Below are 13,840 nucleotides of genomic sequence, written 5' to 3' on the forward strand. Positions count from 1 at the left end.
GGAGGATTGCATATGAATGTTACAATTCAATCTGTACGCTTTACCGCTTCCGAACAATTGGAAGAGTTCATCCAACAAAAAGTAAATAAGTTGGATCAGTTTTTTGATGGTATTGTATCTGCCGAAGTGATTTTAAAAGTAGAAAAGTCAGACTCAACTGAAAATAAAGTTTCAGAAATAAGTTTAAATGTGCCAGGTGGAGATTTGTTTGCCAAAAAGCAAACAAAAAGTTTTGAAGAAGGTGTAGACTTATGTGTTGATGCTTTACGTAAACAGTTGATAAAATGGAAGGAAAAGGTGCGTGCCAAATAGCCAAAAAAAAAAGCGTTTTTTTTGTGTTGTTGAAAATAAATTATACATTTGCACACCGTTTTTAGGATAGTACAGACTGTGCTGCTTGAAAATGAACTTAATAGGCTGATTGACCAAGGTGATCGGCCTATTGAAATGAAAAAGAGAAACCAAACGTGGTTTTTAATATTGAAAAACATTTTGATAATATATGTTGGGGAGATACCAAAGTGGCCAACTGGGGCGGACTGTAACTCCGCTGTCTTACGACTTCGTAGGTTCGAATCCTGCTCTCCCCACCAAAGGAATTTTAATTCTTTTTTGCGGAAGTAGCTCAGTTGATAGAGCATCAGCCTTCCAAGCTGAGGGTCGCGGGTTTGAGCCCCGTCTTCCGCTCACTTTATAAGTGATAAGAATGAAGTTCCCTTTTGTATTGTTAAAAAATTGACAATGCAAAAAAATAGAGTTAGTTTAAGATTCAATTTATATCTAATTGTCTAATATTTCGAGTTATGGCTAAAGAAACATTTCAAAGGACGAAGCCTCACGTTAATATCGGTACCATTGGTCACGTTGACCACGGTAAAACTACTTTAACTGCTGCTATTACAAAAGTTTTAGCAGAAGCTGGATTGAGTGAAGCAAGAGACTTCGATCAAATTGATAACGCTCCTGAAGAGAAAGAAAGGGGTATTACTATTAACACTGCTCACGTTGAGTATCAAACAGAAAACCGTCACTACGCACACGTTGACTGTCCAGGTCACGCGGATTACGTAAAGAACATGGTAACTGGTGCTGCTCAGATGGACGGAGCAATTCTTGTATGTGCTGCTACTGATGGTCCTATGCCTCAAACTCGCGAGCACATCCTATTATGTCGTCAGGTAAACGTTCCTAAAATCGTTGTTTTCTTGAACAAAGTTGACATGGTTGATGATGAGGAATTGTTAGAGCTTGTTGAAATGGAAGTTCGTGATCTATTAAGCTTTTATGAGTTCGAAGGTGATGATTCTCCAGTAATCATGGGTTCTGCTCTAGGTGCCTTGAATGGTGAAGCTGAGTGGGTTGCTAAAGTAATGGAATTGATGGCCGCTGTTGATGAGTGGATTCCACTTCCTCCACGTGATGTTGAAAAAGATTTCTTAATGCCTGTTGAGGACGTATTCTCGATTACTGGTCGTGGTACTGTTGCTACAGGTCGTATCGAAACTGGTGTAATCAACTCTGGTGAAGAAATGCAAATCATCGGACTAGGTGCAGAAGGTAAGAAAACTGTTTGTACTGGTGTTGAGATGTTCCGTAAGATTCTTGACCGTGGTGAAGCTGGTGATAACGTAGGTTTATTACTTCGTGGTATCGACAAGCAAGAAATCAAGCGTGGTATGGTATTGGCTAAGCCAGGATCAATCACTCCTCACTCTAAATTTAAAGGTGAGATCTACGTATTGAAAAAAGAAGAAGGTGGACGTCACACTCCATTCCATAATAAATACCGTCCTCAGTTCTACTTACGTACATTGGACGTAACTGGTGAGATCTCTCTTCCAGAAGGAACTGAAATGGTAATGCCTGGTGATAACGTAACTATCACTGTAGATTTGATCTACCCAGTAGCATTGAACCAAGGTCTTCGTTTCGCTATCCGCGAAGGAGGTCGTACAGTTGGTGCTGGTCAGGTAACTGAAATTCTTGACTAATCATTGATTAGCATATAAAACCGGAAGCGAAAGTTTCCGGTTCTTTTACGGGTGTAGCTCAGTTGGTAGAGCACTGGTCTCCAAAACCAGGTGTCGGGCGTTCGAGTCGCTCCTCCCGTGCTTAAAAAGCCGGTTTCAAAACAATAAGTAATGAAACCGGCACATTAATGAAACAAGATTATGAGTAAATTAACAGCATATTTTAAGGACGTTCATAACGAGTTAGTAAATAAAACATCATGGCCAACATGGCCTGAATTAACTAACAGCGCAATTGTTGTTATGGTAGCCTCATTGATTATTGCTGCAATTATCTTTGGCATGGATTCTGCTTTTGATAATGTTATTGATTGGGTTTACAAACGACTTTACTAATCACTATATAGAGGACTTTAATAAATGGCCGAAGTCGATAAAAAATGGTATGTACTCCGAGCAATCGGTGGAAAAGAAAAAAAGGTAAAAGAATATGTTGAGAGCGAGATTGCTGGCTTGAAACTAACTGACTATGTAAGTCAGGTTCTGATTCCTACTGAGAAGGTTTATCAAATTCGTAATGGAAAAAAAGTAAGTAAGGAGCGTCCTTATTTGCCAGGTTACGTATTGGTTGAAGCAGCCATGGTAGGAGAGATACCTCACATCTTACGCAATATACCAAATGTAATAGGTTTCTTAGGTGACAATGATTCAAATCCGATTCCATTGCGCCAATCAGAAGTTAACCGTATCTTAGGAAAAGTTGACGAACTGAATGAAACTGATGAAGAAATTAACGTTCCTTACTTTGTTGGTGAAACAGTAAAAGTAATTGACGGACCTTTTAGTGGATTCAACGGATTGATTGAAGAAGTAAACGAAGAGAAGAAGAAGCTAAAAGTAATGGTGAAAATTTTTGGAAGAAAAACACCATTAGAATTAAGTTTTATGCAGGTAGAAAAAGAGTAGTTGCTTAGTAGAAACCAGCTTCCATGTAAACATTTTGTTTGCATACTACAAGTGATGATCTTTACTTATCTATATTTATAATTAATAAATACGAATTGCTACAATGGCTAAAGAAGTAGAAGCTTTTATCAAACTTCAGATAAAAGGTGGTGCAGCGAATCCTTCACCTCCGGTAGGTCCAGCATTGGGTGCCAAAGGGGTGAACATTATGGAGTTCTGCAAGCAATTCAATGCCAGAACACAGGAAAAAGCCGGTAAGGTTTTACCTGTAGTTATCTCGGTGTATAAAGACAAATCTTTTGATTTTGTTATTAAAACACCACCGGCAGCTGTTCAAATTATGGAAGCGGCTAAGCTTAAGGGAGGTTCATCAGAACCTAACCGTAAGAAAGTTGGTTCTGTAACCTGGGATCAGGTGAAAGCTATTGCCGAAGATAAAATGGCTGACTTGAATTGTTTTACAGTTGAATCTGCAATGAGGATGATCGCCGGTACCGCCAGAAGTATGGGAGTAACCGTATCGGGTGAATTCCCAGGTAGTAACTAATTAACACCTTTTTGCGAAAATGACAAAACTAACAAAAAATAAAAAGTTAGCGTTAGAAAAAATCGATGCCTCTAAACAATACTCTGTTGAGGAAGCTGCGAAATTGGTAAAGGAAGTTACCACTACTAAATTCGACGCATCTATTGATATCGATGTTCGCTTGGGTGTTGACCCACGTAAAGCGAATCAGATGGTAAGAGGTGTTGTGACTTTGCCTCACGGAACAGGAAAAGTAACACGTGTTTTAGTGTTATGTACTCCTGACAAAGAAGAGGAAGCAAAGTCAGCAGGTGCCGATTATGTTGGACTAGACGAATACATTGAGAAAATCAAAGGCGGTTGGACCGATGTGGACGTGATTATAACCATGCCAAGTGTAATGGCGAAAGTAGGTGCTCTAGGGCGTATTTTAGGTCCTCGTGGCTTAATGCCAAACCCTAAGAGTGGTACTGTAACCATGGACATTGCTAAGGCGGTTAACGAAGTTAAAGCCGGTAAAATCGACTTTAAAGTAGATCGCTATGGTATTGTACATACATCAGTTGGTAAGGTATCATTTAGTGAAGATAAAATCGTTGATAACGTAAGAGAATTCATGAGTACAATCATGAAACTTAAGCCAAGTTCGGCTAAAGGAACTTACGTTAAAAGTATTGGTCTTTCAAGTACTATGAGTCCTGGGCTTCGCATTGAACCTAAATCGGTTGATGCTTAATGTTTAATCTTTAAAAAGAAGAAGGAATCATGAGAAAAGAAGATAAAAATACGGTTATCAATGATTTAGTTGCAAGTATTAACGAGTACAGTCACTTTTACGTAACTGAAGCAGGTGGTTTAAACGCTGAAAAAAGTAGCGACCTGCGTCGTGAGTGTTTCAAGAAAGAAGTAAAAATGGTGATGGTTAAAAACACCCTTTTACAGAAAGCTTTGGAACAAGTAGAAGGTGAATTCGGTGATATGTACGCAACATTCAAAGGAACAACTGCTGTTTTATTCTCCAACACAGGTAACGTTCCTGCCAAGTTGATTAAAGAGTTTAGTAAAGCTAACGCAAAACCAACTCTAAAAAGTGCTTATGTAGAAGAATCTCTTTACATTGGCGAAGATCAACTTGAAGCATTGTGCAACATCAAGTCTAAGGACGAAGTTCTTGCAGAAGTTGTGGCATTGCTACAGTCTCCGATGAAAAATGTTGTGTCTGCTCTTCAATCAGGCGGATCGACTATTCACGGATTATTACAAACATTAGGAGAAAAAGAATAATTAAAGTAGAAACAATATTTAATAGATAGAAAAATGGCTGATATCAAAAAGCTTGCAGAAGAATTAGTAAATTTGACTGTTAAAGAAGTTAACGAACTAGCTGAAGTATTAAAAGAGGAGTATGGTATCGAACCTGCAGCTGCTGCTGTTGCTGTAGCTGGTCCTGCTGCTGGTGGTGATGCTGGTGCTGCTGCTGAACAAACTGAGTTTGACGTAATCTTAAAGTCACCAGGTGGTTCAAAATTAGCTATCGTTAAGTTAGTGAAAGAAATGACTGGAGTAGGTCTTAAAGAAGCTAAAGAATTAGTTGACAAAGCACCAGCTCCATTGAAGGAAAAAGTAACTAAAGAAGAAGCTGAAGCATTAAAATCTCAATTAGAAGAGGCAGGAGCAGAAGTTGAACTTAAGTAATTTAATTCCTATATAAGGATTACGGTTTAGGAATCCCGCGCAGCGGGGCTCCTAAACCTTTTTGTGCTTTAATATTTTAGGTTCAATAAATTTGTTGATAGATGACTCCAAATACTACCGAAAGGATTAGTTTTGCTTCCATAAAGAATAAGTTAGATTACCCTGACTTACTGGAAGTTCAATTAAAATCTTTCCGCGAATTCTTCCAAATGGGTTCTACCCCAGAAGAGCGGAAATTGGAGGGGTTATATCAGGTTTTCAATGAGAATTTCCCCATTACGGATACAAGAAACAACTTCGTTCTTGAGTTTCTTGATTTCTCAATCGATCCACCACGATATAGCATCTCAGAGTGCATAGAAAGAGGTTTAACTTTTAGCGTACCTCTAAAAGCCAAATTAAAGTTGTACTGTACCGATCCTGAGCACGAGGACTTTGATACGGTGGTACAAGATGTATATTTGGGCACAATTCCTTACATGACCGATAAAGGTAGCTTTATCATTAATGGAGCGGAGCGTGTTGTTGTAAGTCAGTTACACCGTTCTCCTGGTGTATTCTTTGGCCAAAGTGTTCATGCGAACGGTACAAAGCTTTACTCAGCCCGTATAATTCCATTTAAAGGTTCATGGATCGAATTTGCTACCGATATTAACAGCGTGATGTATGCTTACATCGACCGTAAGAAAAAGCTTCCGGTAACAACGTTGTTGAGAGCAATTGGATATGAAGGTGACAAGGATATTCTTGAAATCTTCGACCTTGCTGATGAAATTAAAGTCAATAAATCAAGCCTGAAGAAAGTGGTTGGCCGTAAGTTGGCTGCCCGTGTTCTTAAATCATGGATTGAGGATTTCGTAGATGAAGATACTGGTGAGGTAGTTTCGATCGAACGTAACGAAGTTATTATCGATCGTGAAACTGTTATCACTGACGAGCACGTAGAGGAAATTATTGACTCTGGTACTAAAACCATTCTATTGCACAAGGAAAATACTAACCTTTCCGATTTTGCAATTATCTACAATACTCTTCAGAAAGACCCATGTAACTCTGAAAAAGAGGCTGTAGTCCATATCTATCGACAATTAAGAAATGCCGAGCCGCCTGATGAGGCTACCGCTCGTGATGTCATCGATAAATTGTTCTTCTCTGATAAGCGTTATGACTTAGGAGATGTAGGACGTTATCGATTGAATAAAAAATTAAATTTGAGTACCGACTGGGAAAATAAAGTACTTACACGCGAAGATATTATCGCTATTATCAAGCACCTTATTCAGTTGATTAACTCAAAAACCGACGTAGATGATATTGACCACTTGAGTAACCGTCGTGTAAGAACCGTTGGTGAACAAATGGCTAATCAGTTTGGCGTTGGTTTAGCGCGTATGGCTCGTACCATTCGTGAGCGTATGAACGTACGCGATAATGAAGTATTTACTCCAATTGACTTGATAAACAGTAAGACTTTGTCTTCTGTAATTAATAGTTTCTTTGGAACGAATGCTTTGTCTCAGTTTATGGATCAAACAAACCCATTGGCTGAGATTACACACAAACGTCGTATGTCAGCATTAGGTCCTGGTGGTCTGTCGCGTGAGCGTGCAGGTTTCGAGGTTCGTGACGTACACTATACTCACTATGGTCGTTTGTGTCCGATTGAAACACCTGAAGGTCCAAACATTGGTTTGATTTCTTCATTATGTGTGTATGCTAAGATTAATGACCTTGGATTTATCGAAACTCCTTACCGTAAGGTAGAACAAGGAAAAGTTGATTTATCAAACGAAGGAGTATCTTATCTTACTGCAGAGGAAGAAGAAGAAAAAATAATTGCTCAGGCAAATGCTCCTTTACAAGACGATGGTAACTTTGTTAATGACAAAGTTAAGGCTCGTGAAGAAGGTGACTTCCCGGTTGTAGAACCGAACGAAGTTCACATGATGGACGTTGCTCCAAACCAGATTGCATCTGTTGCGGCATCTTTAATTCCTTTCTTGGAGCATGATGATGCAAACCGTGCATTGATGGGATCTAACATGATGCGTCAGGCTGTACCATTGTTACGTCCTGAATCACCTATTGTTGGAACCGGATTGGAAGGTAAATTAATTCAGGATTCACGTACTCAGGTTGTTGCCGAAGGTGATGGTGTTGTTGAGTATGTTGATGCTGATGAAATTGTTATTCGTTACGATCAAACTGAAGATCAGCGTTTTGTTAGCTTTGAAGGTGAAACTAAACGTTATCGATTAGTTAAATATCAGAAAACAAACCAGAACACAAGTATCGATGTTAAGCCATTGGTAACAAAGGGTCAGAGAGTAGCAGCTGGTCAGATTTTGTCTGATGGTTACTCAACTGAAAAAGGTGAACTTGGTTTGGGACGTAACCTTAAAGTAGCGTTTATGCCTTGGAAAGGGTATAACTTTGAGGATGCGATTGTAATTTCTGAAAAAGTAGTTCGCGACGATATTTTTACATCTGTTCATATTGATGAATATTCTTTGGAAGTGCGTGACACAAAACGTGGATTGGAAGAATTAACTTCTGACATTCCAAATGTTAGTGAAGAGGCTACTAAAGATTTAGATGAGAATGGTTTGATCCGAATTGGAGCACACGTTAAGCCAGGTGATATCTTAATTGGTAAGATTACACCAAAAGGTGAGAGTGATCCAACTCCGGAAGAAAAACTATTGCGTGCCATTTTTGGTGAAAAAGCAGGTGATGTTAAAGATGCATCATTAAAAGCTTCTCCATCATTAAAAGGTGTTGTAATTGACAAGAAGTTGTTCTCTCGAAATATCAAAGACCGTAAGTCACGTTCTTCAGAAAAGAGCATGATTGCGAAAATTGATGAGGATTTTGAAAGATCAGCTGAAGAAGTAAAAGGACGATTGATTGATAAATTATTTACTCAATTAAACGGTAAAACTTCTCAGGGAGTTAAGGATTATTTAGAAGTTGATATTGTATCTAAAGGTACTAAGTTTACTCAAAAAATCCTTAATGACATTGATTATTTGAATGTTAATCCTAACAATTGGACAACAGACAAAGATAAAAATGAACTTATCTCTAAGGTAATTCATAACTATCGTCAAAAGTACAAAGAGTTAGAAGCTGTTGAAAAGCGCCAGAAGTACAATGTTACTATTGGTGATGAGCTTCCAGCTGGTATTGTACAATTGGCTAAAGTTTACATCGCTAAAAAGCGTAAGATTACAGTGGGTGATAAGATGGCAGGACGTCACGGTAATAAAGGTATTGTATCGCGTATTGTACGTGCTGAAGATATGCCTTTCTTGGAAGACGGAACGCCAGTTGATATTGTATTGAACCCATTAGGTGTACCATCAAGGATGAACCTTGGACAGATTTACGAAACTGTACTTGGTTGGGCCGGTAAAAACCTTGGAGTTAAGTTTGCTACTCCAATCTTCGACGGTGCTAAAATGGATGATTTGAACGGTTGGACCGATAAAGCAGGTATTCCTCGTTATGGTCGTACTTATTTGTACGATGGAGGAACAGGTGAGCGTTTCCACCAGCCAGCAACAGTAGGTGTTATTTACATGCTGAAACTGGGTCACATGGTAGAAGATAAGATGCACGCCAGATCGATTGGTCCTTACTCATTAATTACGCAGCAGCCATTAGGTGGTAAAGCACAGTTTGGTGGTCAGCGTTTTGGTGAGATGGAGGTATGGGCATTAGAGGCATTTGGTGCTGCTAATATCCTGCAAGAGATCTTAACTGTTAAATCGGATGATGTAATCGGACGTGCTAAGGCTTACGAAGCAATTGTTAAGGGTGATGGTTTACCTCAGGCAGGTATTCCAGAATCATTAAACGTATTGTTGCATGAAATGCGTGGTCTTGGACTAAGCGTAAACTTAGATTAATAGTCTGATCGAAGAGGATGGTGTTCGCATCATTCTCTTGATATCCATATTTATAATTTTCAAATACTCTACGCTATATGGCATTTAGAAGAGATCAGAAAGCAAAGACTAGTTTCAATAAAATCACTATTGGCTTGGCTTCACCAGAAGAAATTCTGGAAATGTCGAGTGGGGAAGTGCTTAAACCTGAAACTATCAACTACCGTACATATAAGCCTGAGCGCGATGGATTATTCTGTGAAAGAATTTTCGGTCCGGTAAAGGATTATGAATGTCACTGTGGTAAATATAAGCGTATCAGGTACCGAGGTATTGTCTGCGACCGTTGTGGTGTGGAAGTAACCGAGAAAAAGGTGCGTCGTGAGAGAATGGGACATATCTCGTTGGTAGTTCCTGTAGCTCACATTTGGTATTTCAAGTCGTTGCCTAATAAAATTGGTTACTTACTTGGTTTACCAACCAAAAAATTGGATACTATCATTTATTACGAGCGATATGTTGTTATTAATGCTGGTGTTAAAGCTGAAGATGGTATCAATAAAATGGATTTCTTAACAGAAGAGGAATATTTAGATATTCTTGAAACTCTTCCAAAAGATAATCAACATTTAGATGATGACGATCCAAACAAGTTTATTGCAAAAATGGGTGCTGAGGCATTACATATGTTGCTTGGACGAATTGATTTGGATGCTCTATCATATGATTTACGTCACAAAGCAAATACCGAGACTTCACAGCAACGTAAGAACGAGGCTTTAAAGCGTCTACAGGTTGTTGAGTCGTTCCGTGATTCACAAGGTATCAATCGTCCGGAATGGATGATTGTAAAAGTAGTACCAGTTATACCACCGGAATTACGTCCATTGGTACCATTGGATGGTGGTCGTTTTGCTACTTCCGATTTGAATGATTTGTATCGTCGTGTTATTATCCGTAATAACCGATTGAAGCGATTAATCGAAATCAAAGCTCCGGAAGTAATCTTACGTAACGAAAAACGTATGTTACAGGAGTCTGTTGATTCATTATTCGATAACTCACGTAAATCAAATGCTGTTAAAACCGATTCAAACCGTCCTTTAAAATCATTAAGTGATAGTTTGAAAGGTAAGCAAGGACGTTTCCGTCAGAACTTGTTAGGTAAGCGTGTTGATTACTCTGCTCGTTCGGTTATTGTGGTAGGTCCTGAATTGAATATGCATGAGTGTGGTATTCCAAAAGATATGGCCGCTGAGCTGTTTAAACCATTTGTTATCCGTAAGTTGATTGAACGCGGAGTGGTTAAGACTGTAAAATCAGCTAAGAAAATCGTTGACCGTAAAGATCCTGTAGTTTGGGATATTTTGGAAAACGTAATGAAAGGTCATCCGGTACTGTTAAACCGTGCTCCTACGCTTCACCGTCTAGGTATTCAGGCTTTCCAGCCAAAAATGATTGAAGGTAAAGCGATTCAATTACACCCATTGGCTTGTTCGGCATTTAATGCTGACTTTGATGGTGACCAGATGGCGGTTCACTTGCCATTAGGTAATGCCGCAATTTTGGAAGCTCAAATGTTGATGTTAGGTTCTCAAAACATTTTGAACCCTGCCAACGGAGCTCCTATTACTGTACCTTCTCAGGATATGGTTTTGGGTCTGTACTACATGACTAAGCCACGTGAAGGTGCGAAAGGTGAAGGATTAACTTTCTATTCGCCAGAGGAAACCAAAATTGCATTTAATGAAAAACGTGTAGATCTTCATGCTATCGTTAAGGTGAAAACCAATGATGTTAACGAGGAAGGTGAAATCTATGAAACTATAATTGAAACCACTGTTGGACGTATCTTATTTAATGAGTTCGTTCCTTCAAAAGCAGGTTATATCAACACAGTGCTAACTAAAAAAGCATTGCGTGATATTATTGGAAATGTTCACAAAGTATGTGGTGCTCCACGTACGGCTCAGTTCCTTGATGCGATTAAAAACTTAGGTTATCGCATGGCCTTCGAAGGTGGATTGTCGTTTAACTTAGGTGATGTTATTATTCCTGCTGAAAAAGAAACTTTAGTGCAGGAAGGATACGACGAAGTAGAGGAAGTAATGAATAACTATAACATGGGTTTCATTACCAACAACGAACGTTACAACCAGATTATCGATATTTGGACGCATGTTAACGCTCGATTGACTCAAACTTTGATGAACCAGATTAGTTCAGACAGACAAGGTTTCAACTCAGTATATATGATGCTTGATTCTGGTGCGAGGGGTTCTAAAGAACAAATTCGTCAGTTATCAGGTATGAGGGGTCTGATGGCTAAACCTCAAAAATCAGGTGCTGAAGGTGGTCAGATTATTGAAAACCCAATTCTTTCGAACTTTAAAGAAGGACTGTCGGTGTTAGAGTACTTTATCTCTACTCACGGTGCTCGTAAAGGTTTGGCGGATACCGCACTTAAAACTGCGGATGCGGGATACCTTACTCGTCGTTTGGTTGACGTATCTCAGGATGTGGTTATTCTGGAAGAAGATTGTGGTACTTTAAGAGGTTTGACTGCAACCGATATTAAGAATAACGAAGAAGTAGTTGCTTCCCTATATGAACGTATTTTAGGACGTGTTTCTGTTCACGATATTTATCACCCAAGTACTGGTGAAAAACTAGTAAGTGCTGGTGAAGAGATTGTAGAAGCACAAGCTCAATTGATTGAAGATTCTCCAATCGAGCGTGTAGAAATTCGTTCAGTATTAACATGTGAGTCTAAGCAAGGTGTTTGTGCTAAATGTTACGGACGTAACCTGGCAACAGGTCGCATGGTTCAAATGGGTGAATCAGTTGGTGTAATTGCTGCTCAGTCGATTGGTGAGCCGGGTACACAGCTTACACTACGTACCTTCCACGTAGGGGGTACCGCAGGTAACATCACATCAGAAAACAGTATCAATGCTAAATACGATGGTGTTGTTGAGATTGATGAATTACGTAGTGTGCCAACAACCACTGAAGAAGGAGATGAAGTAGATGTGGTAATTGGTCGTTTGGCAGAATTGCGTATCATCGATAAGAATACGAATATTTCCTTAACAACACACCCAATTCCTTATGGTGCTAAACTTCGCATTAAAAACGGAGCCGATATTAAGAAAGGCGATGTAATTTGTGAATGGGATCCATATAATGCCTTGATTATTACAGAAAAAACCGGTAAGGTTTCTTTTGAAAATATGATTGACGGTGTTACTTATAAAGAGGAGTCGGATGAGCAAACTGGTTTCAAAGAAAAAGTAATTACTGAAACTCGTGATAAAACTAAGAACCCTTCATTACGTGTATTAAGCGATGATGGAGAAATTCTTAAAACATACAACTTACCTGTAGGTGCTCACATCTCAGTAGAAGAAGGTGAAGCGGTTAAAATGGGTCAGATCCTTGCTAAGATTCCACGTGCTGTTGGTAAAGCAGGTGATATCACAGGGGGTCTTCCACGTGTTACCGAGTTATTTGAGGCACGTAACCCAAGTAACCCTGCTGTAGTTTCTGAGGTTGATGGAGAGGTGACGTTTGGTAAAATCAAACGTGGTAACCGCGAAATCATGGTAACCTCTAAGATCGGTGAAGTTAAGAAATACTTAGTGTCACTTTCTAAACAGATCCTTGTTCAGGAGAACGATTACGTACGTGCAGGTACACCTCTTTCTGATGGTGCAACTACACCAAACGATATCTTGAGCATTAAAGGTCCTACAGCTGTACAGGAATATATTGTGAACGAAGTTCAGGATGTATACCGTCTACAAGGTGTAAAAATCAACGATAAGCACTTCGAAATTATTGTGCGTCAGATGATGCGTAAAGTTGACATTGCTGATCCGGGTGATACTAAATTCCTGGAAAAACAAATCGTTGATAAGATTGAGTTCATGGAAGAGAACGACAATATCTGGGGTAAAAAAGTAGTTGAAGATGCTGGCGATTCACAATCGTTGAAACCTGGCATGATCATTACTGCCCGTCGTTTGCGTGATGAAAACTCTCAGTTGAAGCGTCGTGACTTGAAAACTGTTACAGCTCGTGAAGCTATTCCGGCAACATCAAGTCAGGTACTACAGGGTATTACCCGTGCCGCACTTCAAACTAAGAGCTTTATGTCTGCTGCATCCTTCCAGGAAACGACTAAAGTGTTGAACGAAGCTGCAATCCAAGGTAAGATCGATAGATTAGAAGGATTGAAGGAAAATGTGATCTGTGGTCACTTGATTCCTGCCGGTACAGGTGTGCGTACTTTCAACAAAGTTGTAGTTGGATCCAGAGAAGAATTCGATCGCCTTGTTGGTAAAGAGGTGGTTGAAGAGAATCAGGACTAAACAAATTATTTTGAGATAAGGAGAGAGGGGGAGCACGTTAGTGACTTCCCCTTTTTCGAAAAAATATAACTATGGAAGACAAGAAGAATCAAAATCAATTGAATATCGAGCTGAAAGAGGATGTTGCACAAGGTGTTTACTCAAACCTTGCTGTTATTACTCATTCTCCTTCAGAGTTTGTATTAGACTTTGTGCGTGTAATGCCAGGTGTACCTAAAGCACAGGTTAAATCGCGTGTAATTATTACACCAGAACATGCCAAACGTTTAATGAATGCATTGATGGATAACATCAAACGATACGAATCAATACATGGACCAATTAAAAATTCAGCACCACAAGGTCCCGATGGAGGCCCCGTAATGCCAATGAATTTTGGTCCAACCGGACAAGCATAAAGATAAAACGGGGCAATCTGCT

The 13,840-nt window shown here is 39.4% G+C and carries 11 protein-coding genes and 3 tRNA genes; all 14 read left to right on the forward strand.

Annotation, left to right across the window (positions count from 1 at the left end; translation table 11 throughout):
* Positions 1 to 12 precede the first annotated feature (12 nt).
* The 14 genes from hpf (at position 13) to KEM10_RS17835 (ending at position 13,818) form a co-directional block, all read left to right on the forward strand.
* Positions 13 to 312, forward strand: a complete 300-nt coding sequence (hpf, locus tag KEM10_RS17770; protein ID WP_212217463.1) for a ribosome hibernation-promoting factor, HPF/YfiA family — start codon at positions 13 to 15, stop codon at positions 310 to 312.
* A 195-nt stretch (positions 313 to 507) separates the two neighbouring features.
* A tRNA-Tyr gene (locus tag KEM10_RS17775) sits at positions 508 to 593 on the forward strand.
* A gap of 21 nt (positions 594 to 614) precedes the next feature.
* A tRNA-Gly gene (locus KEM10_RS17780) sits at positions 615 to 687 on the forward strand.
* Positions 688 to 803: 116 nt separating this feature from the next.
* Positions 804 to 1,991 carry an elongation factor Tu gene (gene tuf, locus KEM10_RS17785; RefSeq protein WP_212217466.1) on the forward strand — a complete coding sequence of 396 codons (1,188 nt, stop codon included), beginning with the start codon at positions 804 to 806 and terminating at the stop codon, positions 1,989 to 1,991.
* A 47-nt stretch (positions 1,992 to 2,038) separates the two neighbouring features.
* Positions 2,039 to 2,111 (forward strand) — tRNA-Trp (locus KEM10_RS17790).
* A 60-nt stretch (positions 2,112 to 2,171) separates the two neighbouring features.
* Positions 2,172 to 2,366, forward strand: a complete 195-nt coding sequence (secE, locus tag KEM10_RS17795; RefSeq protein WP_212217469.1) for a preprotein translocase subunit SecE — start codon at positions 2,172 to 2,174, stop codon at positions 2,364 to 2,366.
* 24 nt (positions 2,367 to 2,390) lie between these two features.
* Positions 2,391 to 2,936 (forward strand): transcription termination/antitermination protein NusG, encoded by a 546-nt coding sequence (nusG, locus tag KEM10_RS17800; RefSeq protein WP_212217471.1) that lies wholly within the window; start codon positions 2,391 to 2,393, stop codon positions 2,934 to 2,936.
* A gap of 103 nt (positions 2,937 to 3,039) precedes the next feature.
* A complete protein-coding gene (gene rplK / locus KEM10_RS17805) occupies positions 3,040 to 3,483 on the forward strand; it encodes a 50S ribosomal protein L11 (RefSeq protein ID WP_212217473.1) in 444 nt (147 codons plus the stop codon).
* A gap of 19 nt (positions 3,484 to 3,502) precedes the next feature.
* Positions 3,503 to 4,198 carry a 50S ribosomal protein L1 gene (rplA, locus tag KEM10_RS17810; protein ID WP_212217475.1) on the forward strand — a complete coding sequence of 232 codons (696 nt, stop codon included), beginning with the start codon at positions 3,503 to 3,505 and terminating at the stop codon, positions 4,196 to 4,198.
* 29 nt (positions 4,199 to 4,227) lie between these two features.
* On the forward strand, positions 4,228 to 4,746 hold the full coding sequence (gene rplJ, locus KEM10_RS17815; RefSeq protein WP_212217477.1) for a 50S ribosomal protein L10: 519 nt from the start codon (positions 4,228 to 4,230) through the stop codon (positions 4,744 to 4,746).
* 33 nt (positions 4,747 to 4,779) lie between these two features.
* Positions 4,780 to 5,157 (forward strand): 50S ribosomal protein L7/L12, encoded by a 378-nt coding sequence (gene rplL / locus KEM10_RS17820; RefSeq protein WP_212217479.1) that lies wholly within the window; start codon positions 4,780 to 4,782, stop codon positions 5,155 to 5,157.
* 101 nt (positions 5,158 to 5,258) lie between these two features.
* Positions 5,259 to 9,068, forward strand: coding sequence for a DNA-directed RNA polymerase subunit beta (gene rpoB / locus KEM10_RS17825; protein ID WP_212217481.1), 3,810 nt, complete (start codon positions 5,259 to 5,261; stop codon positions 9,066 to 9,068).
* 77 nt (positions 9,069 to 9,145) lie between these two features.
* Positions 9,146 to 13,420, forward strand: a complete 4,275-nt coding sequence (gene rpoC, locus KEM10_RS17830) for a DNA-directed RNA polymerase subunit beta' (protein ID WP_212217483.1) — start codon at positions 9,146 to 9,148, stop codon at positions 13,418 to 13,420.
* A gap of 71 nt (positions 13,421 to 13,491) precedes the next feature.
* Positions 13,492 to 13,818: a DUF3467 domain-containing protein gene (locus KEM10_RS17835; protein WP_212217486.1), complete on the forward strand. Its 327-nt coding sequence runs from the start codon at positions 13,492 to 13,494 to the stop codon at positions 13,816 to 13,818.
* Positions 13,819 to 13,840: the final 22 nt, after the last annotated feature.

Origin of the sequence: Carboxylicivirga linearis, assembly GCF_018271995.1 — a bacterium.
Classification (GTDB): Bacteria; Bacteroidota; Bacteroidia; order Bacteroidales; family Marinilabiliaceae; genus Carboxylicivirga; species Carboxylicivirga linearis.